The 25,702-nt window shown below is 63.0% G+C and carries 23 protein-coding genes and 1 tRNA gene; 13 read left to right on the forward strand and 11 right to left on the reverse strand.

The features are described 5' to 3' along the window. Positions 1 to 123: 123 nt before the first annotated feature. Together NKH95_RS26035 and gluQRS are read right to left on the reverse strand one after the other, a co-directional pair. The gene (locus tag NKH95_RS26035; protein WP_128304571.1) at positions 124 to 1,020 is read right to left on the reverse strand and encodes a DMT family transporter; all 897 of its coding nucleotides are present in this window, start codon (positions 1,018 to 1,020) and stop codon (positions 124 to 126) included. Positions 1,021 to 1,169: 149 nt separating this feature from the next. Continuing rightward, the gene (gene gluQRS, locus NKH95_RS26040) at positions 1,170 to 2,045 is read right to left on the reverse strand and encodes a tRNA glutamyl-Q(34) synthetase GluQRS (protein ID WP_128304570.1); all 876 of its coding nucleotides are present in this window, start codon (positions 2,043 to 2,045) and stop codon (positions 1,170 to 1,172) included. A 73-nt stretch (positions 2,046 to 2,118) separates the two neighbouring features. Between gluQRS and NKH95_RS26045 the strand changes: the two genes are divergently transcribed. Beyond that, positions 2,119 to 2,760: a DNA-3-methyladenine glycosylase family protein gene (locus tag NKH95_RS26045; RefSeq protein WP_352893689.1), complete on the forward strand. Its 642-nt coding sequence runs from the start codon at positions 2,119 to 2,121 to the stop codon at positions 2,758 to 2,760. Positions 2,761 to 2,888: 128 nt separating this feature from the next. Continuing rightward, positions 2,889 to 3,446, forward strand: a complete 558-nt coding sequence (locus tag NKH95_RS26050; protein WP_006328497.1) for an HNH endonuclease — start codon at positions 2,889 to 2,891, stop codon at positions 3,444 to 3,446. A gap of 162 nt (positions 3,447 to 3,608) precedes the next feature. Here NKH95_RS26050 and NKH95_RS26055 read toward each other — a convergent pair whose 3' ends face one another. Together NKH95_RS26055 and NKH95_RS26060 are read right to left on the reverse strand one after the other, a co-directional pair. Continuing rightward, positions 3,609 to 4,127, reverse strand: coding sequence for a disulfide bond formation protein B (locus NKH95_RS26055; protein WP_063173147.1), 519 nt, complete (start codon positions 4,125 to 4,127; stop codon positions 3,609 to 3,611). A gap of 34 nt (positions 4,128 to 4,161) precedes the next feature. Then, positions 4,162 to 4,749 (reverse strand): YqaA family protein, encoded by a 588-nt coding sequence (locus NKH95_RS26060; protein ID WP_023811139.1) that lies wholly within the window; start codon positions 4,747 to 4,749, stop codon positions 4,162 to 4,164. 276 nt (positions 4,750 to 5,025) lie between these two features. On the opposite strand from NKH95_RS26060, the gene NKH95_RS26065 reads away from it, so the two are divergent. The 5 genes from NKH95_RS26065 to NKH95_RS26085 all read left to right on the forward strand — a co-directional run bounded on the left by NKH95_RS26065 (position 5,026) and on the right by NKH95_RS26085 (position 8,890). Continuing rightward, positions 5,026 to 5,110 (forward strand) — tRNA-Leu (locus NKH95_RS26065). A gap of 92 nt (positions 5,111 to 5,202) precedes the next feature. Further along, positions 5,203 to 6,645 carry a tyrosine-type recombinase/integrase gene (locus NKH95_RS26070; protein ID WP_352893690.1) on the forward strand — a complete coding sequence of 481 codons (1,443 nt, stop codon included), beginning with the start codon at positions 5,203 to 5,205 and terminating at the stop codon, positions 6,643 to 6,645. A gap of 641 nt (positions 6,646 to 7,286) precedes the next feature. Further along, on the forward strand, positions 7,287 to 7,940 hold the full coding sequence (locus NKH95_RS26075; RefSeq protein ID WP_352893691.1) for a recombinase family protein: 654 nt from the start codon (positions 7,287 to 7,289) through the stop codon (positions 7,938 to 7,940). A gap of 19 nt (positions 7,941 to 7,959) precedes the next feature. Beyond that, complete coding sequence (locus tag NKH95_RS26080; RefSeq protein WP_352893693.1) at positions 7,960 to 8,535, forward strand: hypothetical protein; 576 nt, start codon at positions 7,960 to 7,962, stop codon at positions 8,533 to 8,535. Positions 8,536 to 8,707: 172 nt separating this feature from the next. Continuing rightward, positions 8,708 to 8,890 (forward strand): helix-turn-helix domain-containing protein, encoded by a 183-nt coding sequence (locus NKH95_RS26085; RefSeq protein WP_502895343.1) that lies wholly within the window; start codon positions 8,708 to 8,710, stop codon positions 8,888 to 8,890. A 6-nt stretch (positions 8,891 to 8,896) separates the two neighbouring features. Here NKH95_RS26085 and NKH95_RS26090 read toward each other — a convergent pair whose 3' ends face one another. After that, positions 8,897 to 9,835, reverse strand: a complete 939-nt coding sequence (locus NKH95_RS26090; protein ID WP_352893694.1) for a hypothetical protein — start codon at positions 9,833 to 9,835, stop codon at positions 8,897 to 8,899. Between the two features lie 873 nt (positions 9,836 to 10,708). On the opposite strand from NKH95_RS26090, the gene NKH95_RS26095 reads away from it, so the two are divergent. Further along, on the forward strand, positions 10,709 to 11,530 hold the full coding sequence (locus NKH95_RS26095) for a ParB N-terminal domain-containing protein (protein WP_352893695.1): 822 nt from the start codon (positions 10,709 to 10,711) through the stop codon (positions 11,528 to 11,530). A 368-nt stretch (positions 11,531 to 11,898) separates the two neighbouring features. On the opposite strand, the gene NKH95_RS26100 is transcribed toward NKH95_RS26095, so the two are convergent. From NKH95_RS26100 to secA, 4 genes are all read right to left on the reverse strand, one after another. After that, the gene (locus NKH95_RS26100) at positions 11,899 to 13,023 is read right to left on the reverse strand and encodes a coiled-coil domain-containing protein (protein WP_352893696.1); all 1,125 of its coding nucleotides are present in this window, start codon (positions 13,021 to 13,023) and stop codon (positions 11,899 to 11,901) included. 377 nt (positions 13,024 to 13,400) lie between these two features. Beyond that, positions 13,401 to 14,681: a GNAT family N-acetyltransferase gene (locus NKH95_RS26105; protein WP_352893697.1), complete on the reverse strand. Its 1,281-nt coding sequence runs from the start codon at positions 14,679 to 14,681 to the stop codon at positions 13,401 to 13,403. Next, positions 14,681 to 16,081: a lipopolysaccharide biosynthesis protein gene (locus tag NKH95_RS26110; RefSeq protein WP_352893698.1), complete on the reverse strand. Its 1,401-nt coding sequence runs from the start codon at positions 16,079 to 16,081 to the stop codon at positions 14,681 to 14,683. Before NKH95_RS26110 ends, NKH95_RS26105 begins: the two co-directional genes overlap by 1 nt. Positions 16,082 to 16,439: 358 nt before the next feature. Then, positions 16,440 to 19,172, reverse strand: a complete 2,733-nt coding sequence (gene secA / locus NKH95_RS26115; protein WP_352893699.1) for a preprotein translocase subunit SecA — start codon at positions 19,170 to 19,172, stop codon at positions 16,440 to 16,442. A gap of 267 nt (positions 19,173 to 19,439) precedes the next feature. On the opposite strand from secA, the gene NKH95_RS26120 reads away from it, so the two are divergent. Further along, a complete protein-coding gene (locus NKH95_RS26120; RefSeq protein ID WP_352893700.1) occupies positions 19,440 to 20,357 on the forward strand; it encodes a peptidylprolyl isomerase in 918 nt (305 codons plus the stop codon). Between the two features lie 66 nt (positions 20,358 to 20,423). Here the strand turns inward: NKH95_RS26120 and NKH95_RS26125 are convergent, their stop codons facing one another. Next, positions 20,424 to 21,023, reverse strand: coding sequence for a TetR/AcrR family transcriptional regulator (locus tag NKH95_RS26125; RefSeq protein ID WP_352893702.1), 600 nt, complete (start codon positions 21,021 to 21,023; stop codon positions 20,424 to 20,426). Positions 21,024 to 21,326: 303 nt separating this feature from the next. Then, complete coding sequence (locus NKH95_RS26130) at positions 21,327 to 22,556, reverse strand: caspase family protein (protein WP_352893704.1); 1,230 nt, start codon at positions 22,554 to 22,556, stop codon at positions 21,327 to 21,329. Positions 22,557 to 22,725: 169 nt separating this feature from the next. On the opposite strand from NKH95_RS26130, the gene argJ reads away from it, so the two are divergent. From argJ to NKH95_RS26150, 4 genes are all read left to right on the forward strand, one after another. Then, positions 22,726 to 23,967 (forward strand): bifunctional glutamate N-acetyltransferase/amino-acid acetyltransferase ArgJ, encoded by a 1,242-nt coding sequence (argJ, locus tag NKH95_RS26135; protein ID WP_352613265.1) that lies wholly within the window; start codon positions 22,726 to 22,728, stop codon positions 23,965 to 23,967. Between the two features lie 29 nt (positions 23,968 to 23,996). Beyond that, positions 23,997 to 24,749 (forward strand): GNAT family N-acetyltransferase, encoded by a 753-nt coding sequence (locus tag NKH95_RS26140; RefSeq protein WP_352753242.1) that lies wholly within the window; start codon positions 23,997 to 23,999, stop codon positions 24,747 to 24,749. After that, on the forward strand, positions 24,742 to 25,164 hold the full coding sequence (locus NKH95_RS26145) for a (deoxy)nucleoside triphosphate pyrophosphohydrolase (RefSeq protein WP_292455459.1): 423 nt from the start codon (positions 24,742 to 24,744) through the stop codon (positions 25,162 to 25,164). Before NKH95_RS26140 ends, NKH95_RS26145 begins: the two co-directional genes overlap by 8 nt. A 128-nt stretch (positions 25,165 to 25,292) precedes the next feature. Then, entirely contained in the window at positions 25,293 to 25,607 is a 315-nt protein-coding gene (locus NKH95_RS26150; protein WP_352585067.1) for a hypothetical protein, read from the forward strand. The last annotated feature ends 95 nt before the right edge of the window (positions 25,608 to 25,702 follow it).

Raw genomic sequence — 25,702 nt, forward strand, 5'->3', positions numbered from 1 at the left:
ACTCAACATCCTCATTATACCACTAATGCTATCTAGCATTCTTCAGTCGTGCTTATCCCCAATTGTCTATATGCGTCAATGCCTCAATGCCTCAATGCCTCAATGCCTCAATGCCTCAATGCCTCAATTCCTCAATTCCACAGTTCTTCCCTTGGTCTGCCGCGCCGTTGCCAGGCCAACGCCGAAGGTCGTGATCGCCATGCCGGCGATCTGCAGCGCGTTGAGCTGTTCGTCGAAGAGTGCCCAGGCGATGACCGCCGTCACCGCCGGCACCAGGTAGAACAGCGACGCCACTTTCGACATCTCGCCGTCGCGGATCATCACCATCAGCAGGAAGATGGCGCCGAGCGACAGCACCAGCACCAGCCAGGCCATGGCGAAGATCAGTTCGCCGTTGATGACGACGGTGTGGGTCTCGAAGGCGAGTGAGGCGAGGAGCATCAGCGAACCGCCACCGATATATTGCCACATGGTAGCCGCGACGAGGTCGCCGCCGGAAGCGAAGCGCTTTTGCCAGATGGTGCCGGCGCTCATGCCGAGCACCGAGACCAGCGAGGCGGTCAATGTCGCCGCGGTCACGCCGCCGCCGAGCGCGCCGAGCTTCGGCCACAGCACGATGACGATGCCGATGAGGCCGATACCAAGGCCAAGCCAGTGGCGCGGCAGGATCGCCTCGCCGAGAAACTTGCCGGCAAGCACCGCCGTGATCAGCGGCTGCAGGCCGACGATGAGGGCCGAAAATCCGGCCGGCATGCCCCTGTGGATGGCCCAGAAGACGGCGCCGAGATAGACGCCATGCATCAGGATGCCGGCGCCGGTGGCATGCAGCGCCTCCTCGCGGGTGGCTCTTTTCGAGCCCAGCACAAGCATCAGGACGGCCAGCAGGATGGCGGCGATGACGAAACGCGCGGCGAGGAATGTGAACGGTTCCGCCCACGGCATGGCGTAGCGCGCGCCGATAAAGCCGGTCGCCCACAGGACGACGAAGGTGGCGGGGATGAACCGCTTGATGCTGTGCATGTTCCGGAGACCGCCGCGCTGGAGGGAGTTGACCGTGGCGCTGCTCTACTGCGCTTCAACCCGGCGCGCAAAACGAAACCGTTGATCCATGCGTCACCGGAATTCAACGGCCGGCGCATTTGGGGGGTGGCGCCCTGGTCTCACCGAGCTCAAAACCCGACCATCCGCCTGATGTCGTCAGGCGATGCGCCGGCATGGCGCAATGCGGCAAGGCCGGTATCACTGAAGCTCTTCGACAGTTTTCGTCCGTCCGTCCCGAGGATCAGACGATGATGGAAATAGGCCGGTTGCGGCAGTCCGAGGAGTTGCTGCAGCAGGCGCTGCACGCCAGTGGCGGAAAACAGATCCTGGCCGCGCACGACGTGGCTGACGTCTTGCAGCGCATCGTCCATGACGACGGCGAGGTGGTAACTGGTCGGAATGTCTCGGCGCGCCAAGATCACGTCGCCCCAGTCCCGCGGGCGGGCTTCGACGGAGCGCGTCGCGGAAAGCGTCTCGTCAGAATACTCCGTCCATGAAAGGTCCTTGCCGACACGCGCCATGGCGGCATCGACATCCAGCCGCCAGGCGAAGGGTGCATTCTCGGCGATCCGCCGCTGGCGTTCCTTCAGCGGCAGCGCCTTGTCGGTGGCGGGGTAGAGCGGCACGCCATCGGGATCGCGCGGCCAGTCGCGCCCACGCTTTTCGCTGTCGGTGATGAAGGCGCGGATCTCGCCACGGCTCATGAAGGCGGGGTAGACGAGTTCGTCCGCGATCAACCGCTCGAGCACCGCTTGGTATTCGGCGAAATGCTCGGACTGGCGGCGCACCGGCTCTTCCCAGCCAAGCCCCAGCCATTTCAGGTCGGCAAGCACGCCTGCCTCGAATAGCGGCGTGCAGCGCGTCGTGTCGATATCCTCGATGCGCAGCAGCAGGCGGCCGTGCGCCTGTGCCGCCAGCTTCTGGTTGAGCAGCGCCGAATAGGCGTGGCCGAGATGCAGGTCGCCGTTGGGGCTGGGCGCGAAGCGGAATGTCAGGAGTGTCATCTCTCAGGCGGCAATCATGTTTTGCGGCGCTTCGCCAATTGCTACCCTGTCGACGGTCGAGGAACAAGAAAGCATGCGCCGTATCGTGACATCAGACGACATTGCCCGGGGGCTCGATGCGCTTTGCGTGATCGACCCGCGCCTGGAAAAGGTGCGCGGCATGGCCGGCGAGGTGCCGCTGCGGCTGTCCGAGCCGGGGTTTCGAAGCCTGGCGTCGATCGTCGTCTCGCAGCAAGTGTCCCGCGCCAGTGCCGATGCGATCTTCGGCCGGCTGACCAAACTCGTCGATCCGCTGACGCCGCAAGCGATCCTGGCCGCCGGCGAGGACATGTTTCGCGAGGCCGGCCTGTCGCGGCCCAAGCAGCGCGGCCTGATCGCAATTGCCCAGGCGGTGGCCGACGGCCTCGACCTTCATCACCTCTGTTCGCTCGATGCCCAGGAGGCGATCACGACGATGACGGCGGTGTCCGGCATCGGCCCGTGGACGGCGGAAGTGTATCTCTTATTCGCCGCCGGGCATCCCGACATCTTCCCCGCGCGCGACGTCGCGCTGCAGAGCGCGGTCGGCCACGCGCTCGGCATCGAGCCGCGTCCGCCGGAGAAAACCCTGATCGCACTGGCCGAATCATGGAGCCCGTGGCGAGGTGTCGCATCGCGGCTTTTCTGGTCCTATTATCGTGAAACCAGAGGGCGGGACGCCGCGCCGCGGGCCTGAATCCGCAAAAAATCATAAAAATCACGCATTTTTGGCGCTTAGGCCACGCGACAATCCGCTTCACATCCCTGTCATGTCGGGCTTACAGTATCCGCGCCGTTCGGGTCTAGAACCAAGGAGGTGAACACGTGACGGTTGCCGTATCTCCGGATGGGCTTCCAGCACTGGTGCTGAATGCGGATTACCGTCCGCTCAGCTATTATCCCTTGTCGCTCTGGTCGTGGCAGGATGCCATCAAAGCGGTGTTCCTCGACCGGGTGAACATCGTCGCCGAATACGAGCATGCCGTCTCCTCGCCGACCTTCTCGATGAAGCTGCCGAGCGTGGTCAGCCTGAAGGCCTATGTGAAGCCCTCCAGGCACCCGGCCTTCACCCGCTTCAACGTCTTCCTGCGCGATCGCTTCCAGTGCCAGTATTGCGGCACGCCGGAGGATCTGACCTTCGATCACGTCATCCCCCGCCATCGCGGCGGCGCGACGACATGGGAGAATGTCGTTGCCGCCTGCTCGCCCTGCAACCTCAGGAAGGGCGGCATGATGCCGGCGCATGCCAAGATGTGGCCGCTGCAGAAGCCTTTCCAGCCGACGGTGCACGATCTGCACAACAATGGCCGCCTGTTCCCGCCCAACCATCTGCATGAGAGCTGGATGGATTATCTGTACTGGGATGTCGAACTGGAGCCCTGAGATCGTTCGAGAATTCGGGAGGCTGGCCGTCTGGAGCGATTGTCTGCGCTTCCGATGCTCACGGACCAAATGTCCGCTCCGCTTCGGTTCTCGAGAATCACTCCATACGACTCAGCCTGCCGAATTCCTTGAACGATCTCGCGTCGGCGCCATCGCGCCAAATCAGTCGCGGGTGAGGGCGCCGCGGAAGGCTACGGCGGCGAGGATCAGGCTGGCGATGGCGTTCCAGCCGGCCAGCGACAGGCCGAGGATGCGCAAGGCGGCCTTGTCACAGGACGGCGGCACGAATTTGTCGAGCGCGTCGAGCACGCCCTTGCCGCCGGTGTCGACCGGCCCGGCGCCTGCGGTACAATCGGTCGGGCCGGCCCACCACTGCCATTCGACGCCGGAGTGGTAGACGCCGAGATAGAGGCCGTAGAGCATCAGGATGCCGCCGACGGCCAGCAGGCCGCGCGTTAGCCATGCCGGTGCGTGCAGCATCGACGCAATCACCGCCAGCACCATCAGCGGCACGCCGATATAGTAGGGCGTGCGCTGTTCGAGGCAGAGGTGGCAGGGGATGTAGCCGCCGAGATACTGGAAGCCGAGCGCCGAGCCGACGGTGGCGGCCATGGCGACGGCGAGGAACAAGGCGGTTAGCGTGCGCTGGCGTCCGGTGTCGGCATTCATGGTCGCTGTCATTTCAATCGGTCCGTCCGGCTCGCAATGGTTCTGTTCAGAACGCGTATTTGACCAGGATATAGAGCAAAATCAGGGCAGCCGCGCCGGCGCCGGCGATGAGGCCGAGGCGCTTCTCGATGAATTCGCGGATCGGTTCGCCATAATGGCGCAGCAGCCAGGCGAGCAGCAGGAAACGGCCACCGCGGGCCACGATCGCCAGCACCACGAACAACAGCAAATTGACGCCGATGACGCCGGACAGGATCGTCACCACCTTGATCGGCGGCAGGTGGGCAGCGCCCGATGTGATCAGCATCAGGACGATGAAGCCGACGCCTGCCCCCGCGCGCAGCGCTTCGAACTCGTCGTACTTGCCGTAGAATTCGAGGATCGGCCTCGCCACCGCGTCATAGGCGTAGTGGCCGATGAACCAGCCGGCGATGCCGCCCAGCACCGAGGCGACGGTGGCGATCAGCGCATAGCGGTAGGCGCGATCCGGCCGCGACAGCGCCATCGGCAGATAGAGCACGTCGGCCGGCACCAGGAACACCGAGCTCTCGACGAAGGCGATGAAGGCCAGCCACCATTCGGCGGATTTGCGGGCCGCCAGCGACAAGGTCCAGTCGTAAAGTCCGCGAAGCATCGGCACTCCTAATGCGTGTCGTTCAATTGCGCAGGCAGGTTGGGGTGTAACGGCATGCACAGAACAAAGACCCAGAGCACGCCATCCGTCCCCGCAGACGTGCCGCGCTTTGATGCGCCGCCTGTCTAGAAAGATTTTCCGCGCTGCACAATGGCAGCCCCGTCACGAAATCGAAAGGCGCAGATTGGTCGCATCTTGAGGGCGCCGGAGAATTGGCCAGTTGACGAACAGCCCTCCAACCGTATAGTCCCGCGCCATCCAGGCCGCCCGGCCTGAGCCCCTATGGCGGAATTGGTAGACGCGCTCGACTCAAAATCGAGTTCCGCAAGGAGTGCTGGTTCGATTCCGGCTAGGGGCACCACTGACAACCCGTCAGGCCAATAAATTCAAGGCGTTCAAGGGCTTGATCGTCCCCCGAGGTACATCATGGAGGTACATCGTGGGGTCCAACACATGAGCAAAGTGATTGTGGAATACTGGCAGGAGCGCAAGAGCAAGAAGCTGATCAGCACTACCTATCGCTATCGGCGCGTCGTCGAGCGGGAACTGAGACCAGTCTTGGGCAAGGGCGAAATCACCATTGCGTTGGGGAAGGTCAAGGACGAGGCGTTGGCGAAGTATCGGAAGGTACATCGCGAGGTGGAGCAGACATTGGCGGCGGCTTGGGACGAGTTGCGGGGCATCAAGAAGCCCAAAACCGCACGAGACTTGTTCCATGAGACCGTTGAGAGGATGAAGGCGCTGGGGCTCAATCCGTATCGCGAGCCGACCGAGGTTGACGGGGACGGGGACGACGACGGGGTGCAAGACTGGATGGAGCGTAGCGCTGTGGCCGAAGGCATTGCGGCCAAGTACCCAACCGACCCAGAGACCGACTACCCGGTGGGGGTAAGCGCTGAAGACACGCGGCTGGTGCGGATGCTCTACACCTCCAGTCCCAAGGTCCCTGCGCCGACCCTTGAGGACGCCAAGAAACTCTACCTCAAGGACCGCTTTGCGCTGGATGAACCCAAGCCGCTGGAGCGGAAGAAAGACGAGCAGCGGGCAGAGCGGGCGGTAGGCTACATCGCCAAGGCTCTAACAACGACAGCCGACAAGATCACGGTGGCGAGCATCACCCGCGAACAGGCCCGAAAGGTGCAGGACTTCATACGGGGCGGGGTTGGAAGCAAGGCGACTGTTGACCGGTATCTCAACGACATCCGAGCCATCATCAATCACGCCATTTCCGAGGTGACGGAGCTTCACGGGCTGACCAATCACTTCACAGGATTGCCGGTGCTGGGGTCTGGACGTGGCGGCGAGACACCTGAACGGGACAAGCGCAAGCCCTTCACCAAGGATGAGCTTCTGAAGATCAGGCAGCGGATCGACGCTCACGCGGGCAGAGAAGACCTGAAGCTGATTTGGCGGATGCTGGTGGGGACTGGCTGCCGCCTTGCTGAAGTCACCGGGCTTAGGGTTGCCGACGTGATCGTGGACACCGACATGCCGTATGTCGAGGTCGAGTGGCACGAGGAGAGGCGCATCAAGACGACCCCTTCAAGGCGTCGGGTGCCTCTCATAGGGGACGCGCTAAGTGCAGCCAAGGAAGCCCTGGGGCTGACTGATGGGCCGATGCTATTCCCCCGGTACGGACGGGCAGGTGGCAACACCAGCGCGTCGGCGGCTCTAATGAAGCATGTGCGCACCGTGACTGATGACCGCAAGAAGGTGGTGCATTCGCTGCGGCATAACATGAAGGACACGCTACGCCGGCGCGACGTCGACAGGGACAAGCAAAACCTCATCCTCGGTCACACGCTGGGTGGCGACGGGGAAAGCTATGGGGGACCCGAGGCGAGGCTTGAGGAGGCAACGCGGGCGATGCGAATGGCGGTCTTGGGAGAAGCCTGAGGCAGAACCCGAGCTACTGCAATCGAAGCTGCAGGGCTCGGTGGCGGAAGATCATCCAGGCCAGCGCAACGTTCAGAAGTGCCAAGCTCAAGAGAACGGCAAGCGTTCCGTGGGCGCCTACGCGCTCCAGCAGCAAAGCCCCGTCCCTGAGCATAAACGGGGTTTGGGATGGGGTCGGAATGTTGGGAAAAAATGTCTTCCTGGGGATCGGACAAGAAGCCCCCCGCAGCGCTACCCCCGTGCCCTCGGCTTGCCCTATTAGATCAGCACAAGAGCGACAGCGATAAGCGTGGTTTCGAGCATCCGATCTCCAAAGTCGCCCGGGCTTGCCGGCTCAGGGAAACAATGGTCTCTTGGCTCGGTGAGGGGCCGATGTTGTACGGGCAGTGGCAGGGACGTTTCCAAGGAACAAACACTGGCGAGCTGCTGTTTGATGCGGATAAGCAGGGCCAGCGTGCGGTAGGCTCGGCCTTCGGGACTGCCCGGCGTGCTGTAAGGTTTGACCTTCCGGGCAACGCTGGTGCCAGTCTCATAAGGTGTGCCCTTTCCGAACCGGGTCAAGGATGGCGCGATAAATACCCGTTGACCAGTCAAACCGAACCATCTATTAACGAACCAGTCAAACCGAACTGGAGCGCGCCGTGACATTTATACGAGCCTATCTCAGAGCCTCGACCAAGGAACAGGACGCAGGGCGCGCCAGAGGGGACCTTGAAGCGTTCTGCCAGGAGCGAGGGCTGCCCATCGCCGCCACCTACGAGGAGAACGAGAGCGGTGCTTCGCTGCACAGGCCAGAGCTGTTCCGGCTGCTCAGGGACAGCAAGCCGGGCGACATCCTTCTCACCGAACAGGTCGACCGCCTCAGCCGCCTCTCGGATAAGGATTGGGATCAGCTCAAGCGCGAGATCAAGGACCGAGAGGTCAAGGTCGTGGCGCTGGACTTGCCGACCTCGCACATGATGCTGAAGACCGAGGACGCCTTCACCGGGCGGATGTTCGACGCGATCAACGGGATGCTGCTCGACATGCTCGCCGCCATCGCCCGCAAGGACTACGACGACCGACGCCGCAGACAGGCTCAGGGGATCGCCAAGGCGAAGGCTGAGGGGAAGATGAAGGGCCGGCCCGAGGACGCCAAGCGCAATGACGCCATCCTTGACATGCTACGCAGTGGGCAGAGCTGGAGCCGGATCACAGCCGCCACGGGCTGCTCACGATCTACCTTGGCCAAGCTCGCGAAGCGGTTGCATGTTCCTGTAGCCGCCGCCGAGATAGGACGACCGACTGCCGCCTAGTGTGCTATTATACTTTGCTATGAACATCGACGATATTCGAAATCGGGCGCAAGGTGTTGCTGAAGGCCAGGTCACGGCAGCAGAGCTTGAGTTCGCCCGCAGCATCCTCATGAAGCGTCGGGGCGACGTTAGCTCAGCTTTGCACATTGTAGGAATGTGTGGAAGCGTGTCGGATGCGGTTCTGATTGAGAGCTACCTGTATGGGCCAGAACGAGACGTGCATGGCGAAACTGCGTTGAAGGCGCTGTGCCGTGATCTTCGGCTTGTTGATCGCTACCGCCCCCTTCTACGCGAACTCATCATGTCGCCAACCGATGTTGGCTGGACGAACAGCCGTATGGCCGCTATCCAGCTCGCGCCCAACTATCTCAGGGGCTTCCGAGATGATGAACTGGGCTGCCAATTGGTCACGATACTTTGTGATCCAAGCGACCCAGACCAGCCATCGGCTCGCTTTGCGTTGGTTGAGATATTGGCTTTACGAAGCGAACTTAGGGACCCATTTGGGCTGCATGTGGAAGACGGTGATATGGATGCTGGCTACATCATAACACTTGCCCGTGAGCGCTTCGGCTGCGGACGAAGAGCGCAGTAGCCGAAGGACGAATAGGTCACCGTCGGTCCTCGTAGTCCATGCGAGCGATGGCGGCGAGCATATCGAGCAGCATCCCGTTGATGACCCGGCGAGGAACAGGGGGCAAAAGCGCGGGCCTACTTACCGCCGCCGGCAGGCTCAGGGGATCGCCAAGGCGAAGGCTGAGGGGAAGATGAAGGGCCGGCCCGAGGACGCCGAGCGTAACGAGGCGATCATGGACATGCTGCGCAAGGGGCAAAGCTGGAACACCATCGTCAAGGCAACGAACTGCTCAAGGTCCACACTGGCGAAGCTGGCGAAGAGATCGAAGCATGTCGCTCGTGGCAGTGAAGGCCCTGTTGTGCCGATCAGTTAGACAGGCTCAGTCGTCGTAAGCTTCGCCTGTGTCCCATTTGTATCCACAGCGCCTGCAGTGAGCCCAATAGCTCCACCCGCCGTACTGAGACGGGTGGGCTGACAGCACTCCTCCCTCGTTCACTGTGTGGCACTGTGGGCATCGCCACGGCCTGTCCGGCCATGTCAGGTAGGGGGGTTGAGGGTAATGCGCCTCCGCTTCCTGTTTCTGCAATTCACCCAGCTTCGCCTCATCAAGCTCATGAGGCACGTGCACACCGGCTTCTTTGATCGACCGCAATGCGTTGGCGAGGTTGTCATGAACCTCCACTTTCTCCACGCCCCTTTCGGCAAGCTCTGACCGAAGTAGCGGGTTCAACAGGCGGGATTTGTTCACCACTTCGGCGAAATCACCGTCTCTCGTTATGATCCAAACGCGTCTCACGCCTTCGACGGCGTCAAGAAACTGCTGCCAAGAGATTTGGTCGCCGAGGGGGTCGGACCTCTTCCCCGGGGGATTACCTCTCTCTCGACGATCTCGTGCAGCACTTAGCTGCCCCTCCGACGGCATGACCGCAGAGCGTAGAAGAGGAGCCAAATGCTGGCTTGTCAGGTCGCTATTATTGCTGATGGCGTTGGCGAGATCGGGTCGTACGCTATCGTTCCAAGTCTTCCTTGCCTTGTCCAGCTCGGCACGATCAGCTTTGAGCCTATCGTTCCAACTCGCCATCTCACGCGATACGACCATATGGGTTGGGATTTCGGACGGCAAAGACGCGGAGAACCCAGCACTACTCCTGAGAAAGACACCCAACTTGTTTCGGTTGACCTCGTCGGCTACTTGCTGGGTGATCAGCACATTGCCACCCAACTCGACCAGTGGCAGCAGCAACTCCGATGGGACCCGTCCGTCCTGTAAGCTCCAAAACCCCAGAAGGATGTTCGCGTCGACAAAGATCGCGGGCAAGGTCGCTCCTCTTCCACATTGGCAGTTCTGACGTGGGCTGGGGCATCCCGCCGATGTCATCACTAGCAGTACAACCAAGAATGGAACAGATGCCCAGTGCATGCGGATCGACCCTGTTAGCCGGGTGCGACGATACCGCATGCTCCGTTCCTATTCGTCCCTGCTACATCGCGATCTCCCGCCCACAGGCGGGGTGGTCATTTCGAGTGGGAGCGACGTTGGTCAACTGGGTCAGGAAGCGTGAGCGCAAGAGCGAGGTGAAGTCGCGTGCAAATGAGCCGAGCAGCATGTTCAGCCGTTGCCGGGTCGTGGGCTGCTCCAGACCGGCCCGTGCGGGCACACAGGACGGCTTAGACACTCGCTTCTGTCGCCCGCACGCAGATCACTATGCCCGCCACGGGAGCCCCTACAGGCTCTCCTACGGGGCACGAGAGGTCGCACCATACCGGGACGCTGCACTGGCATGGATGATGGCCCACGAGGGTGATACCTACGTCCGAAATGCGGTCGACCGTGTGGCCACCTTGCTGCAGACCTCAGGGCCGCATGTGGAGGCGTTCAGGCTTCGCGGGCTGTCGCCCCAGGATCGAGCAAAGGCCGCCTGGGCGAGGCTGCGGAAGGCTGCAGTGGACCCTCGCCGGGTGGTGGCGGCATGGCTCGCAATCGAGATGATCATTCGCGATGATCCGCAGGCCGAGCGCAAGGCCGAGTTCAAGCAGGTGCAGGCGGCGAAGCTGATCCACAGGATGGCCTCAGGGACGCACAAGAGGTGGGGCGAGGGGGCGAACGCTAAGGAACTCCACGTCTACCCAAGGTCCCGTGGCCGTGTCCTAAGGCACGTTGGTGAGGCTCTGGAGGAAGCGTGCGCCCTCCTTGTCGACCATCACAGGGCCGGCTTTCCAACTGCAACCCAACCATGAAGATGCGATAGCGATGGACGCAATGAACCGCCAGACCGACGACCGCGTGACTATCCGCCTTGATGGCTTGGTCATGGACCCTGCGACACAAATCAGACAGGAAACCAGCGCCGCGACCGTGAGGCAGTATCGGGATGCCATGCGGACCGGTGTGGTCTTTCCTCCCATCACGGTCGCCCCTGTCGATCCGAAGGACCCTGATAAGGGATTTGTGCTGATCGACGGATGGCATCGCGTGACCGCTGTGCAGGCCCTTGGCGGGGAGACGATCAACGCTGTAGTGGCCACTGGTGTCATGCCGAATGAATACCGGTGGATCGCCGCTGAGAACAACCGAAGCCATGGCCTAAGGCTGACCAACGCGGACAAGCGGGAAGTCTTCAGGGCTTATGTGCAAGCGGGAAGGCACCGAATGGAGAACCGTGGTCGACGGGTGAAGTCGGCTCGGGAGATGGCGCGTGACTTGCAGGGCATCGTCAGTGACCGCCGCATTCCCGTGTGGATGCTGCAGGATTTCCCGAAGGTTTACCGGGCGATGCGCGCAGGCGGCTTGGAGGAGAACCCCGGTTCGGACTTCGGAAAGAAAGACAGGGACGTGATCCATGCCGAATTGGCGACCACAGCCTTGGTGCAATTCAAAGCCTCTTTCTCGGCTATACGGTCCAAGGAACAGCAACAAGCCCTGTTGGTCGAGATCACAAGGGCCGCTCAGGATGTCGCGAAGGTGGCAACGGGCGGGCGCGAACTGCCAGCAGTGATCCCCGAGGACTTCTAAGGAATAGAGCAAAATCAACCACATAACTGGCATAGTGCGAAAGTTCGCAATGCTGGGGGCGCACTTGCTCCCCTATTGCCTTGTTTCTCTTAGGGAAATCGGAACTTACCTCGGAACAAGGAGAAGCCTCGGCCGCGTCTGGGTAAAGTGGCTTGGGTAAGGGCAAGCAGCCTTGACGCTGAGGTACAACATTTGATACCCATTGAGGTACATCAACGCATTCGCGCCTCGGGGGGCGATCGACCCGTAAGATATTGAATGAAAAGGTTAAATTCCGGTCTGGAGCGATAGTTCGACCCAGCGTGGAGACCCCGGCTAGGGGCACCAACCTTCACTCTTCGAGCTTTGGGTGGCAAATCCCAACGCGATCAAGACGCCTTACGCGTCGCGGTGGGATCGCCGTCATTGGCCGCGCCAAGCTCGCCAGCCGCCAGCAATTCGTCGAATGTCCGTTCGAGATCGGCATTGTCATCCGCTGCCGGTCCGCTGGGCGGATCCTGGCGTCTCAGCGTTTCCAGCCTGTGGTGAAGCTGGCGGTTCTCATCGCGGCAACGGGCATGCGCGAGTTCGTCGGTCATGTCGCGCAAGCGGAGATCGGCGAGTTGAACCTTCACCGCGCCATAGTCTCGGCGCGCCGCGTCGCGCTCCTGGCGCAACGTCGCAATCTCGGTTTCCGAGGTTTGGCGCCGATGCTCGGCCACGTCCTCGGCGCGCTGCCCCACGCTCGGCGTTGCGCGGACCACGCTTTGATCGGCGGCGCTGCGCTGGAGCGAGCGCAACCTCTTTTCAAGTTCGGCGGCCCGTACCTGAGCGGTGGCGGCGCAATCGCCGAGAACGCCGCGCTGATGCTCCACAATGGACAGCCGCACCTGCAGGTCCTGCTGCACCAGCATCTGCGCAGACAGTTTGCCGGTCAGTCTTTCGTTGTGGAGCTGGTAATCCGCGACCTTGGAACGAAGCAGCATGGCGGCCTGTTGCAAGCTGGCGAGCCGCGATGCGACGTCCTCACGCGCCTGCTCGGCGGCTTGCCTGGCGATGATCTCGTCGCGCAGTTGCCCCGACATGCGCGCCAGGTTCCGGCCCAGACGCTCGACCTCGACATTCGCTTCGAGGAACCGCGTTGCGCGCTGGCCGGCATGCCTGTCCGCTTGCGCAATGGTCTGCCGTGCCTTGTTGAGTTGGACCTCCAGGTCGGCGATTGTCTTACTCGCGATCGATAGCTCGCGCGATTTTCGCCCAAGCTCTTTCGAGGTGCGATCCTGCAAGCGCTGCAGCTTCGCCACCTCTTCCTGCAATTCCCATTTGTCGGTATCGGGAGCGTCGGCATCGTGGTCAACCAAAGACCACGCCAAGTCGTCATCGGCACGTGGATCCAGCCTGTCGTTGGACAAGAGCGAGGAGCCGCGCATGGCGCGGGCCTGGCTCGAGCCTGTCCGGGCCGAAGTCGAGCCGAGGGAGGCGGCCAGCGTGTCTGACTGGGCCAATCCGGTCACGGGCTCCTCTTCGAAGAGAGGCAAAGCTTGATGCGTTGCGGCTCGAATGCTTCGAATCAGTTCTTCGAAGTCTTCGTCGGCCCTTCGGACAACGGCGCTGTCCTCCGCACTGATGTGCCGGGCGCCGTTGGCCTCATGATTCAGCGACATTTCTCTCTCATCGCTACCGAATCACTAGATTATCGTGAATTAAGAACAAGAACGCGAGTAGATCTTATCGGCTTTCACCGGAAATTTCTGCGAGAAATATCGTTTTTTTTAAGCAGAGATCAATATTCGCGTTTGCCTGCTGGCAACCGAAGTAAATTCCCGGTCACCCACCCCTCAAATATTGCAGCGAAGATGTGCCATTCTCCAGAACCGCACCCTGCCTTTTCTCACCGCCGCCCCAGCAAGCTCTTCATCCGGTTGCGCAGCAGGCGGGCCATGTTGCGGGTTTCGCGGTAGAGGTGCAGTTGCGAGGCGGCCTGGCGAGTGAGGCGGTCGGCGTCCGGCGCCAGGCCGATCACCAGGGTGCCCATCGGCTTGCGCTCGGCCCATAGCCGGCTCATCACAGGATGGTCGGGCACCGCGCAGGAATCGGTCATCATGATGTTGGGATCGTCGAGATGCTGCCTGGTCACCTCGATCATCAGCAGCGTGCCCGGCGAATAGCTGGCCAGCGTCTCGTCATAGGCGGTCTTCCAGGTATAGGCGATGCCGGCTTCGACGAAGACGATCAGGCAGGCGATGGTTCGGCCGTCGAGCGTCAGCGAGTGGATGCGGCACATGTCCTGCTCGGCCAGCCGGTGCACGGCTTCGCGGGCGAAGGCGGCGCGGAAGCGGTCGATCGCCATGGCGGTGCGTTCGCGGCCCTTCCAGCCGGCCGCTTCCAGCGTCAGGAAGCTTTCGATGGCGTGACGGATGTCCTCGGGGCCGCGCGCCACGACATGCTCCAGCCTGCCGAGGTCGCCGAGGCGCCGCTTCAGGCGGCGGAACTCGCGATAATGGTGCGAGCGCAGCGAGGCCTTGAGATAATCGTCGCCATCGAGCTCACTCTCCAGCGCCGGGCGCTGGCTCTGGCCGGTGGTGACCAGCGTCAGGCCGCGCGCCTCGGCCACGGTGGCAAGCAGGCTCGCCACCGGGCCATCGAGCCGGATATCGGCCAGGACGAACACTTTCGGCAGCTTGAGGTGCGGGCGCGACAGCATCGAGAAGAAGTCTTCGACGACGCCGACCGGATCGTCGCGGTCGACCAGCGGCGTGCCGAGCGGACCAAACGGGCTCGACCATGTGCGCATCACCGGCACGCCGAGCGGCACCACCGGCCGCTCAACCGAGAACGGCACCAGAAGGCGCAGCCGGTTGCGGTATTCGTCGCCGTCGCGGATGACCGCCAGCCGCACCTCGCGATCCTCCAGCCGCGGCATGGCGGGCGCAAGGAAACGCGGGTTGAAGAACACGTTGGGTTCGACCGTGCGGGCGCAGAGATAGTCCAGCTCCTCGACCAGGTCGAAACCGGCGGATGCCGGGTAGATGGCGAGCTTGCGCTCGGGCCGGTTGTTGGCGAGGATCTCGATATGGGCGGGGTCGGCGTCGCGGGTCAGCCCGGCAAGGCCCGACACCATGGCGCCGGCGGTGCCGCCGCTGGTTTCCTCAAGCAACGGGATGGCAGCCATCACGCGGCTCCTTTCGCAGGGACGAAGATGAGCATGGCGATGCCGAGCTTGCGCCACACCGTGAAGGAGAGCGCGCCGGCTTCGAAGATCATGGCAAAGGCGGTGGCCATCGCCGCGCCCCACAGGCCGAACATCGGGATGAGCAGCACATTGAGGGCGATGTTGAAGGCCAGCGTCATGGCATAGACGGCAGCACAGATGTTCTGGTTACCGCTCATCGTCAGCAGGCTTTCGCAGGGGCCGACGGCGGCGCGGGCCACGACGCCGAAGACGAGCAGGAACAACAGCGGATAGCCCGATGTGAATTCCGGGCCGAACAGCACCAGCATCGGCTCGCCAAGTGCCAGCACCAGCAGCGCCATCAACAGCGAGGGCCAGAACGTCCACGACACCGTCTCGCGGGCGAAGGCGGCGAGCCTTTGCGGGTCGCCATGGGTGAACTGCGCATAGCGCTGGGCAACGCCGGCCTTGACGGCGAAGTAGACGAAATGCACCAGCGCCAGCGTCTTCACCGTGGCGAAATAGATGGCGACGTCGTTGGGGTCCATATAGGCGCCGACCATCAGCACGTCGGCATTGGTCAGCAGGAAGAAGAAGCTCTCGACCAGGAAGATCGGCAGCGAGACGATGAACCATTGCGCGAAATGGACCTTCATCGGCCCGGCCGGGATCTGCCGTTCCATGCGCTGGGTGACACCAACGAGTTGCCCCAGCGTGGTGACGTAGGTGGCGGCGATCGAGGCGAAGATGGCGGTCCTGGCATCGGGTGCGTAGCCCGCAAACAGCATCAGCGCCATGAACAGCAGGATCAGCACCGGCCGCACCAGATAGGTCGGCGACAGGGCAAACAGCGCCCAGCTGTTGGCGCGTGCCAGGCCCGACAGAAGGTCGGACATGGCGATCATCGGCAGGCAGATGACGCCGAGGATGAACGGGATCACATAGTAGCTTTCGATCCAGGGTGCCGCCAGCCAGACGCCGAGCGCGCCGAGCCCGGCAATCAGCGTCGAGGCGATCAGCACGAACAGACGGCTGGCCAGCACGATGCCGCGCAGCTCATCCATCAAGCCGCGCTCGCGGTATTCGGGAATGTAGCGGATGACCGAGGTGTGGAAGCCCAGGCAGGCGAGGTTTCCGACGATGACCATCGTCACCCAGACGAGGACGAAGATGCCGTACTCGAACGAGCCCATCCAGCGAGCCATCAGCACCTGGCTGACGAAGGCGATGACGGCGCTGACGATGCGGACCGAGAAGGCGATGACCGACATGCGGCTCGCCTCGCCGCGCTCGTCGGCGGTGAACAGCATGGCATCGATGCGGCCAAGCAACGGCCCCATGCGCAGCGCCCAACGCTGCGGCAAGAACCGCCCGGCAGTCGTGGCCGCGGAAAAGCGCACCCCGATTTCTCTCCGTTTTCCGCTTCTTTTCAGGCTTTGGTGTAGCGGAGACACATTAAGAAACGGTTGGGTGGGGAGCCCCCTTCGCCCCGTCACTATACGGGGAGAAGGTGCCGGCAGGCGGATGAGGGCGGCGCAGGCGTTGGGAGATCGGGCTGTGCGCGACAAGACGCGCTTATGCGCGACTTCGCGTGAGCAAATGGTGGGTCGAACCGACAAGGGCGTGGTTGCGGCCGCCGACTGAGCGGCCTTCGCCGGATTTTAGCGGCGCTAATCGGTAACGTCAGCGCCGCCCCTCATCCGGCCCTGCGGGCCACCTTCTCCCCGTATAGTGACGGGGAGAAGGGAAGCGTTCGCTTTACGCGAAAGCTCCATGACAATGCTTGTACTTCTTCCCCGAGCCGCAGGGGCAGGCTTCGTTGCGGCCGACCTTGCCCCAGGTGGCTTGGTTGTTGGGGTCGCGGTCTTCGGGAGCGACGACGGCGGTTGTCTCCGGGCGGACCAGCAGCGCCGTTTCGCCGCCTTCGAAGTCGTTCTCGCCGGTGGTGCCGTCGATATGTGTGCCGAACATGTCGGGGGCTTCCGGGGGCGGTGCCTCAGCGGCCTGGCGGACCAATTCGACGCGCATCAGCTGCGCGGTGACGGCCTGGCGCAGATTGCCCAGCATGGCCTGGAACAGCTCGAACGCCTCGCCCTTGTATTCCTGCAGCGGATCGCGCTGGGCGTAGCCGCGGAAGCCGACGACCGAACGCAGATGGTCGAGATTGACGATGTGCTCGCGCCACAGATGGTCGAGCGTCTGCAACACCACCGAACGCTCGACATAGTTCATCACCTCGGGGCCAAAACGCTCGGCGCGCTCCTTGGCGGCGGCTTCGGCGGCCTGCGCGATGCGCTCGCGGATATCGTCCTCGGCGATGCCCTCTTCCTTGGCCCAGTCCTCGACCGGCAGGTCGAGGTTCAGGAACTCGGCGATCTCGGCCTTCAGCCCGGCAACGTTCCACTGCTCGGCATAGGCGTTTTCGGGAATGGCCTTGGCGACGATCTCGTCGATGACGCCTTCGCGCATCTCGGCGATCGTTTCGGAGAGGCCCTCGCCGTCCATCAGCTCGATGCGCTGCTCGAACACCACCTTGCGCTGGTCGTTGGAGACGTCGTCATATTTCAGAAGGTTCTTGCGGATGTCGAAGTTGCGCGCCTCGACCTTCTTCTGCGCCTTTTCCAGCGCCTTGTTGATCCACGGATGGATGATCGCCTCGTCTTCCTTGAGGCCGAGCTTCTGCAGCATGCCGTCCATGCGCTCGGAGCCGAAGATGCGCATCAGATCGTCCTGCAGCGACAGGAAGAATTTCGAGCGGCCGGGGTCGCCCTGACGGCCGGAACGGCCGCGCAACTGGTTGTCGATGCGGCGCGATTCGTGGCGTTCGGTGGCCAGCACGTAGAGGCCGCCGGCGGCCAGCGCCTTTTCCTTCAGCCGCTCGATGTCGGCAATAATTTCCTTTTCCCGCGCCTCGCGCTCGGGTCCGGTCGGCATGTCGCCGAGTTCATCCTCGATGCGCATCTCGGCATTGCCGCCGAGCTTGATGTCGGTGCCGCGGCCGGCCATGTTGGTGGCGATGGTGATGGCGCCGGGCTTGCCGGCCTGGGCGACGATCGCCGCCTCGCGCTCGTGATGGCGGGCGTTCAGCACTTCGAAATCGGTAAAACCTTCCTTGCGCAGGCGCTCGGCCAGCTGCTCGGACTTTTCGATGGAAGTGGTGCCGACCAGCGTCGGCTGGCCCTTGGCGCTGGCTTCGCGGATCTCCCTGACGATCGCCTTGTATTTCTCCTCGACAGTCCGGTAGACCTCGTCGTCCTCGTCGATGCGCACGACGGGCAGATTGGTCGGGATTTCGGTGACTTCCAGACCGTAGATGTTGCCGAATTCCTCAGCCTCGGTCAGCGCCGTGCCGGTCATGCCGGAGAGCTTCTTGTAGAGGCGGAAATAGTTCTGGAAGGTGACGGAGGCCAGCGTCTGGTTCTCCGGCTGGATCGCCACATGCTCCTTGGCTTCGAGCGCCTGGTGCAGGCCTTCCGAATAGCGGCGGCCCGGCATCATGCGGCCGGTGAACTCGTCGATGATGACGATCTCGCCATTGCGCACGATATAGTCCTTGTCCTTCTGGAACAGCCGGTGCGCCTTCAGCGCATTGTTGACGTGGTGGACGATGGCGACGTTCTCGACGTCGTAGAGCGACTCGCCCTTGAGCAGGCCGGCGTCGCGCAAAAGGTTCTCGAGCTTCTCGGTGCCTTCCTCGGTGAAGATCGAGGTCTTCTGCTTCTCGTCGATCTCATAATCCTGCGGCTGCAGCTGGATGATGAAGGTGTCGATGGTGTTGTACATTTCCGAACGGTCCTCGAGCGGACCGGAAATGATCAGCGGCGTGCGCGCCTCGTCGACCAGGATGGAATCGACTTCGTCGACGATCGCGTAATTGTGACCGCGCTGCACCATCTGGGCGCGCTCGTATTTCATGTTGTCGCGCAGATAGTCGAAGCCGAGCTCGTTGTTGGTGGCGTAGGTGACATCGGCGGCGTAGGCGGCGCTACGCTCCTCGTCGGAAAGGCCGTGGACGATGACGCCGACCGAGAGGCCGAGGAACTTGTAGACGCGGCCCATCCATTCGGAGTCGCGGGTGGCCAGATAGTCGTTGACGGTGACGACGTGGACGCCCTTGCCGGCGAGCGCGTTGAGGTAGACCGGCAGCGTCGCGACCAGGGTCTTGCCCTCGCCGGTGCGCATCTCGGCAATACCGCCATTGTGAAGCACCATGCCGCCGATCAGCTGGACATCGAAGGGGCGCATGCCGAGCACGCGGCGCGCTGCCTCGCGGGCGGTGGCGAAGGCCGGGATCAACAGGTCGTCGAGCGTGGCGCCATTGGCGATGTCCTGGCGGAATTTCGCGGTGCGGCCGACCAACTCCTCGTCGGAAAGCGCTCGCATCTCGTTTTCCATGGCGTTGATTGCCTCGACACGAGGCCGGGTCGATTTGACCCGACGGTCGTTGGAGGAACCGAAAACCTTACGGGCGAGACCGCCGAGACTGACCATCCAATGGTCCTTTCGATAGAATTCTCAATCTTGAGATGAGCGCCGGCCGGCCCCATCAATTCCACGTGAACACTGGCAAACACATTAGTGAACACTGGCAAACACAAAAAGCGCCCGGAAAACGGTTCTGGACGCAAAGTCGTTGGACAGATAAGAGGGGGCTCAACTGATGTCAACGCCGCGCCGGCCCTGCTGGCTGCGCCAAATTCCGCCACAATCTGGCCGATCTGGAAGCCACCCTCTTTCAATCCCCACCGGAGTCACCCTATGTCCCTGTTGTTCCGCCGCGCGTCGCTCGCCAGCCTTGGCTTGGCCGTCGGCCTGTCGGCCCTTTCGCTCTCGCCGCTGATGGCGCAGCAAACCGCTCCCGCTCCGGCGGATGCAGCAGCGCCAGCCGCCGCACCGGTCGATCCGAACAAGGTTATCGCCACGGTCAACGGCCAGCCCCTGACCGAAGCAGATCTGGTGCTTGCCGAAGGGGAATTGTCGCAGCAGTTCGCGCAATTGCCGCCCGAGCAGCGCCGTGCCGCCGCCCTTTCGGCTGCCATCGAGATCCGCGTCATGGCCGCCGAGGCGGTCACCACAGGGCTCGACAAGGATCCCGACTTCCAGCGCCGCATGGCTTTCCTGCAGCAGCGCGCGCTGCATGGCGAGATGGTCGAGCAGGGCGTCGTCGACAAGGTCACCGACGCCGAGGTCCGCGCCCGTTACGACCAGGAAATCGCCAACACGCCGCCCACCAATGAGCTGCATGCCCGTCACATCCTCGTGAAGACCAAGGAAGAGGCCGAGGCCATCATCAAGCAGCTCGATGGCGGCGCCGACTTCCAGAAGCTCGCCAACGAGCACACCAGCGATCCCTCGGGCAAGACCAGCGGCGGCGATCTCGGCTGGTTCGGACCTGGCCAGATGGTGCCGGAGTTCGACAAGGCGGCCTCCGCGCTCGAGGTCGGCAAATACACCGAGCAGCCGGTGCAAACGCAGTTCGGCTGGCATGTCATCAAGCTCGAGGACAAGCGCACCAAGCAGCCGCCGGCCTTCGACGACGTCAAGGACCAGGCCAAGCAGGCGGTCATCCGCGACAAGTATTTCGCACTGGTCAAGTCGCTGCGCGCCGGCGCCAAGATCGAGATCCCCGACGCGAACCTGAAGAAGACGGTCGATACGCTGGAAAGCGCCAAGTAAGACTGATAGCTCCTTGAAAAAGGGCGCGGCAGCCAGGGGTTGCCGCGCCCTTTCTCATTGCCATCTTTACGGGGCGGGCGCAGCTATGCCTCGCATCACGTAGTTGACCGCCTTGCCGATGGTCGCTTCATCCTCGTCGAGCCGGTTGGTCAACAGATGTCTCCAGGCGAAGGAGGCGATCAGGTCTGCGACAACAGCTGAATCGATGTCGGCCGGGATTTCGCCCTTTGCCTTGGCGCGTTCGATGATCTGGCCGGTATGGGACCGTCGGCCCAGCGAGTAGTCGGCAAGGGCTGCGGCAGCGGTCTCGTCGGACTGGGCCTCGGCGATCAGCGACCGGAACACGCTTCCCGACGATGTCTCGCGCCAGTGGGTGAACAGGTTTTTGAGGAAGCCGACGAGATCCTCCTCCAGCCGCCCGGTATCGGGAACATCGACGCGCTTCTGGCGCTGATAGACCTCAAGCAGCAATGCCGCCTTGCTCGGCCACCAGCGATAGATGGTGGGTTTGCCGGCGCGGGCCCGCCGCGCCACGGCTTCGATGGAAAAACCGGCATAACCGGCTTCGACCAGCACGGCCTCGGCGGCTTGGAGAATGGCATCGGCGCTGTCGGGGTTGCGCCGCGCACCGATCGATCTGCGCGCCGGATCGGCGTCCTCGGCCATCTCTGTCTCCTCGCCAACACTATCGCCGGCAATATAGGCGCCCCGACGCTCAAACGAAACGGCGCGTTTTCAAGCTTCAGGAACGGATGGTAGCGGCAGGGGTTAAGTTTATTCTCTGGAAGTCTACCGGCGTGTCGGTTGGCGAAGCTCCAAAGGCAAAAACCCGCCGGGCGGCGGGTCACTGGCGCAAATCAGCACCATGGGCAAAAATGTAGCATAGCTGCCCTCACAGAGTCAAGAAAAAATTCCTATCGCTATGAGACGCTGCCGGCTTAAATTGCCCGGCTGGCCGTGGGATCACGCCTACTGCATCGCCTGCGATGTCTCGGATTCGATACGCCAGCCGCCGCCGGCCTTGACCAGCCCAAGCGTGACGCGCGCCTTGCCGGTCAGGCGTGCCGCCGACGTGTCCTTTGGAAGATAGTCGTAGCGCATCGCAAAGACTGCCTCGGCGCGATCTTCGCCCTGCGGAGCGACTTCCAGGCTGCCGGCCTCCATGCTTAGCGACCAGGAGGCCCACTGCGCGAACCAGTCGGCCTTGACCTTGACGATGGCGTCGGCGTCGTAGCGGGTTCCGAAGATGATGGCGGATGGGCCGTAGAGCCGTTTGACGGTCTCGCTCATCGCCCTGGTGTCCGGCGTCAGATAGTCCTGGCGCAGGAATTTCTCGATCGATCCCTTGTCGTCGCCGACAGAGCGTTCAAGTGCGGCGACTTCCGTCGAAGGCGCCGGCGCCGCGGCCGGCCTTTGTGGCTCTGCGGGTTGTCCGTCCGAGACGAATTCGAAGCGTTCGAGCAGCGATCCCTGCTCCCAGGGGCGCTGGGTTTCGCGGGTTTGCGAAACCACGTCGCGGCGCACCGCGATCATCATGTCGTTGATGCTCTGGCCGGGCTCGGCGATGTGGCGCAGCAGGGCGGCGGCGAAGGGCGAGTTGCGTCCGCTGCCGTCCATGGCGACAGCGCCAGGTGCCGTCGAGAAGGCGATGAACGAGCCGCGCGTCGAATCGAATTGCGCCAGCCCGGCCAGCGCCTTCGCCGAGCGCGTGGTGGCGGTGCGGCTGAGACTGCGGGCAAATGGATTGTTGCGGCAGGCATCGAGAAACACCAGGCTGACCTTGGTCTGCTGTTCCATGATGTCGAGGACTTCGTCGATCGGCACGGCCTCGAGCTGCAGCTTGACCGGTACGTCCAGCCTGGCGTCGACCGGCACGATGTAGTTGCGCCCGTCGACCTGCAGGCCGTGGCCGGCATAATAGAAAAGCCCGACGCCGGCGCCCTGGAGCGCATCGGAAAACGCGCCGATGCTGCGTTCGAGTTCACGCTTGCCGAGATCATTGCCCTCGACGACCTCGAAGCCGATCGAGCGCAGCTTGTCGGCGATGTCGAGGGCGTCGTTCACAGGATTGGCCAGCGTGCCGGCTTCGGCGTAAGTGCCGTTGCCGATGACAAGCGCTACCCGCCGTTGCGGCTGCGCATCCGCGCTCAGCAGCAAAAGTCCCAGAAATGCCCATGCAAGGATCGCAAGCCTGCCCATGGGGCAGATCATAACGCCATCGGCCCCGGCGACGCCATCGGATTTGAAATGCAGGCCTAACCACGAGCGGGTTCGAGCTCCCGGGCAAGAGCGACGAAAACGCCTTGCGCCCGCGCGGTCTATCGGGCAAACCGGCCTTCCCCTGCGATTTTTCCCGCCCGAGGCCTCCATGTCCACGACGATTTCGCCGCTCGCGCCGAAGAAATACCCCAAAATGCCGGAAATCGAAGGGGTGCGCATCGCCACCGCCGAGGCAGGGATAAAGTACAAAAACCGCACCGATCTTTTGACCATGGTCTTCGATGAAGGCACCGCGATCGCCGGCGTGTTCACGAAATCGAAATGCCCTTCGGCGCCGGTCGACTTCTGCCGGCAGAATCTCGGCGCGGGCAAGGCCCGGGTGCTGGTCGTCAATTCCGGCAACGCCAACGCCTTCACCGGCAAGAGAGGCCGCGAGTCGACCGCGCTGACCGGCGAGGCGGCCGCGAAGGCGGCCGGCTGCACGGCAGCGGAGGTTTTCCTGGCCTCGACCGGCGTCATCGGCGAGCCGCTCGATACCAGCAAATTCAGCCATCTGCTCGCGGGACTGGTCAGCAACGGCAAGCCTGAGCTGTGGACCGAAGCGGCAAAGGCGATCATGACCACGGATACCTATCCGAAACTGGCGACCGCGACCGTCAAGCTCGGCGATACCGACGTCACCATCAACGGCATCTCCAAGGGCGCCGGCATGATCGCGCCCGACATGGCAACGATGCTCTCCTTCATCGCCACCGACGCGCCGATCGCCGCCCCTGTTCTGCAGGACCTGTTGTCGCGCGGCACGGCCAAGACCTTCAACGCGGTCACCGTCGACAGCGACACCTCGACCAGCGATACGCTGCTGATCTTCGCCACCGGCAAGGCTGCCAAGCGTGGCGCGCCAGAGATAACCGACCCCAAGGATGCCCGTCTCGGCGCGTTCCGCCGGGCACTCGGCAAGGTGTTGAAATCGCTGGCGCTGCAAGTGGTGCGCGACGGCGAGGGCGCCCGCAAGCAGGTCGAAGTCACCGTCACCGGCGCCAAATCGGCGCGCTCGGCCAAGCGCATCGCGCTGTCGATCGCCAATTCGCCGCTGGTCAAGACGGCGGTCGCCGGCGAGGATGCCAATTGGGGCCGCGTCGTCATGGCCGTCGGCAAGGCCGGCGAGCCCGCCGATCGCGACCGGCTGTCGATCTGGTTCGGCGACAACAGGCTGGCGCATGAAGGCGAGCGCGATCCTGGCTATTCCGAGCAGGCGACGTCGGCCTATATGAAGCGCGACGACATCCGTATCCGCGCCGATATCGGCATCGGCCGCGGCAAGGCGACGGTGTGGACCTGCGATCTCACCAAGGAATATGTCGCCATCAATGGCGATTATCGGAGCTGACGGTTTTGAGCTCCAGGCATCCGGCAAGCATGCTCGCGATCGTACGCCGCTACGAGGCGGCCGGCTTTCGCGCCTGGCCGGCAGCCGCCGTCCACTATGACGGCACCTGGGTGGTGCGGCTGACCGCCGGCCATCCTGCCAAGCGGCTGAACTCGGTCAATCCGCTCGATCCCGGCGATATCATGCACATGGCCGACCGTATCGGCCGGGCCAGCCGCCGTTTCGATGCCTATGGAAGGCCGCTGACGTTCCGCATGTCGCCGCTGTCGGGTCCAGATCTCGCCAGCCATCTCGACCGCGAGGGCTGGAGCCGGTTCGACGAGTCGCTGGTCATGCGGCTGCCGCTGGCCGGCGCGCAGCTCGACGCCGCCATGGACCAGATTCCGCTCAAGGACATCAGCCGCTTCATCGGCGCGTTGCTCAAGGTCAGCGGTTCGGATGTTTCGCTGCGGCCCGGCCTGTCGGAGATCATCGGCGCCATCCAGCCCGAAGCCGGGCTGTTCGCGCTCGAAGATGGAGCCGAGGCGCTGGCGACGCTTATCTGCGTCCATGACGGCGATCTCGCCGGCCTGTTCGAGGTCGCCACCGACAGATTGGCGCGCAACAGGGGCCATGGCCGCAACCTGATCCTGTCGGCGCTCAAATGGGCGCGGCTGCGGGGCGCGCGGGAAGCCTGGCTGCAGGTCGAGGCCAACAATGTGCCGGCGCTGGCGCTCTACCATTCGCTCGGCTTCGAGGAAGTCTATCGCTACCACTACCGCCGGCCGCCGGGTCATGAATGATGTCGTGACCGCCGGCAAGCGCCTGCTCCTGGTCGCCGCCTGCGCGCTTGTCGATGCCGACGGCCGGGTGCTTCTGGCGCAGCGGCCTCAGGGCAAGCAACTTGCCGGGTTGTGGGAATTTCCCGGCGGCAAGGTCGAGCCCGGCGAGACGCCCGAACAATGCATCATTCGCGAACTGCATGAGGAAATCGGCATCGAAACCGACATTCCGTGCCTGGCGCCGCTCACCTTCGCCAGTCATTCCTACGACGATTTCCACCTGCTGATGCCGCTGTTCATCTGCCGCCGCTTTCGCGGCATAGCCCATCCCAGGGAAGGGCAGGCGCTGAAATGGGTGCGGCCGAAGCAGATGCGCGACTATCCGATGCCGCCGGCCGACGCGCCGCTGATCCCGTTCCTCATCGATCTTCTCTGAGGCTCGCGTTCGGTCGGTTCCTGGCCGAGGCGTGTATCAGCCAGCGTTAATGGAAGATTTATCTCGTCGTGAAAAATTGAGGCATGGCCGTTCGCGGCCGAGCCGTCGATTTGCCGGGGAGCGATAGCATGAGCCTAGACAGGGATTGGGATTCGATCCGGCCCGAGCGCGGCTTTCGCGCCGCCGATGCGGGCATGGGCATATTGCGCATCACGCTGCTGTTCGGTTCGGCCGCGGTGGCGCTGGCGCTGATTGTAACCCCTTTCCTCGACAGCCAGACACGCTCGCTGTCGGCCCGTGATGGTTTCGGCGGGCTTGACATGGCGGCGACAGGCTCGATCGGCCATCGCGAAACCTACACGCTGCGCCGCAGCGTGCTGCAGCCGCAGCCGAGCTCGGTCTGCATCATCAGGTCCAATGGCAGGAGCAGCGGCGACTGCTGACATGGTTAAGAGATTTCGGAAAGGCGGCGGTTTCATCGCCTGTTAAGCCTTTGCCGTTAACCTTTCTTAACAGGTCGGCTGTAGGGTCCCGGACA

The sequence above is a fragment of the Mesorhizobium sp. M0848 genome, assembly GCF_040319805.1.
Taxonomy (GTDB): Bacteria; Pseudomonadota; Alphaproteobacteria; order Rhizobiales; family Rhizobiaceae; genus Mesorhizobium.

What these genes read in the sequence shown, in the direction of transcription:
- argJ (WP_352613265.1), top strand. Translation starts at nt 22,726, where the DNA reads ATGTCCACGACGATTTCGCCGCTCGCGCCGAAGAAATACCCCAAAATG.
- NKH95_RS26070 (WP_352893690.1), top strand. Translation starts at nt 5,203, where the DNA reads ATGAGCAAAGTGATTGTGGAATACTGGCAGGAGCGCAAGAGCAAGAAG.
- NKH95_RS26145 (WP_292455459.1), top strand. Translation starts at nt 24,742, where the DNA reads ATGAATGATGTCGTGACCGCCGGCAAGCGCCTGCTCCTGGTCGCCGCC.
- NKH95_RS26150 (WP_352585067.1), top strand. Translation starts at nt 25,293, where the DNA reads ATGAGCCTAGACAGGGATTGGGATTCGATCCGGCCCGAGCGCGGCTTT.
- NKH95_RS26035 (WP_128304571.1), bottom strand. Translation starts at nt 1,020, where the DNA reads ATGCACAGCATCAAGCGGTTCATCCCCGCCACCTTCGTCGTCCTGTGG.
- NKH95_RS26125 (WP_352893702.1), bottom strand. Translation starts at nt 21,023, where the DNA reads ATGGCCGAGGACGCCGATCCGGCGCGCAGATCGATCGGTGCGCGGCGC.
- NKH95_RS26060 (WP_023811139.1), bottom strand. Translation starts at nt 4,749, where the DNA reads ATGCTTCGCGGACTTTACGACTGGACCTTGTCGCTGGCGGCCCGCAAA.
- secA (WP_352893699.1), bottom strand. Translation starts at nt 19,172, where the DNA reads ATGGTCAGTCTCGGCGGTCTCGCCCGTAAGGTTTTCGGTTCCTCCAAC.
- NKH95_RS26055 (WP_063173147.1), bottom strand. Translation starts at nt 4,127, where the DNA reads ATGACAGCGACCATGAATGCCGACACCGGACGCCAGCGCACGCTAACC.
- NKH95_RS26080 (WP_352893693.1), top strand. Translation starts at nt 7,960, where the DNA reads ATGAACATCGACGATATTCGAAATCGGGCGCAAGGTGTTGCTGAAGGC.
- NKH95_RS26120 (WP_352893700.1), top strand. Translation starts at nt 19,440, where the DNA reads ATGTCCCTGTTGTTCCGCCGCGCGTCGCTCGCCAGCCTTGGCTTGGCC.
- NKH95_RS26130 (WP_352893704.1), bottom strand. Translation starts at nt 22,556, where the DNA reads ATGGGCAGGCTTGCGATCCTTGCATGGGCATTTCTGGGACTTTTGCTG.
- gluQRS (WP_128304570.1), bottom strand. Translation starts at nt 2,045, where the DNA reads ATGACACTCCTGACATTCCGCTTCGCGCCCAGCCCCAACGGCGACCTG.
- NKH95_RS26140 (WP_352753242.1), top strand. Translation starts at nt 23,997, where the DNA reads ATGCTCGCGATCGTACGCCGCTACGAGGCGGCCGGCTTTCGCGCCTGG.
- NKH95_RS26105 (WP_352893697.1), bottom strand. Translation starts at nt 14,681, where the DNA reads ATGGCTGCCATCCCGTTGCTTGAGGAAACCAGCGGCGGCACCGCCGGC.
- NKH95_RS26085 (WP_502895343.1), top strand. Translation starts at nt 8,708, where the DNA reads ATGAAGGGCCGGCCCGAGGACGCCGAGCGTAACGAGGCGATCATGGAC.
- NKH95_RS26045 (WP_352893689.1), top strand. Translation starts at nt 2,119, where the DNA reads ATGCGCCGTATCGTGACATCAGACGACATTGCCCGGGGGCTCGATGCG.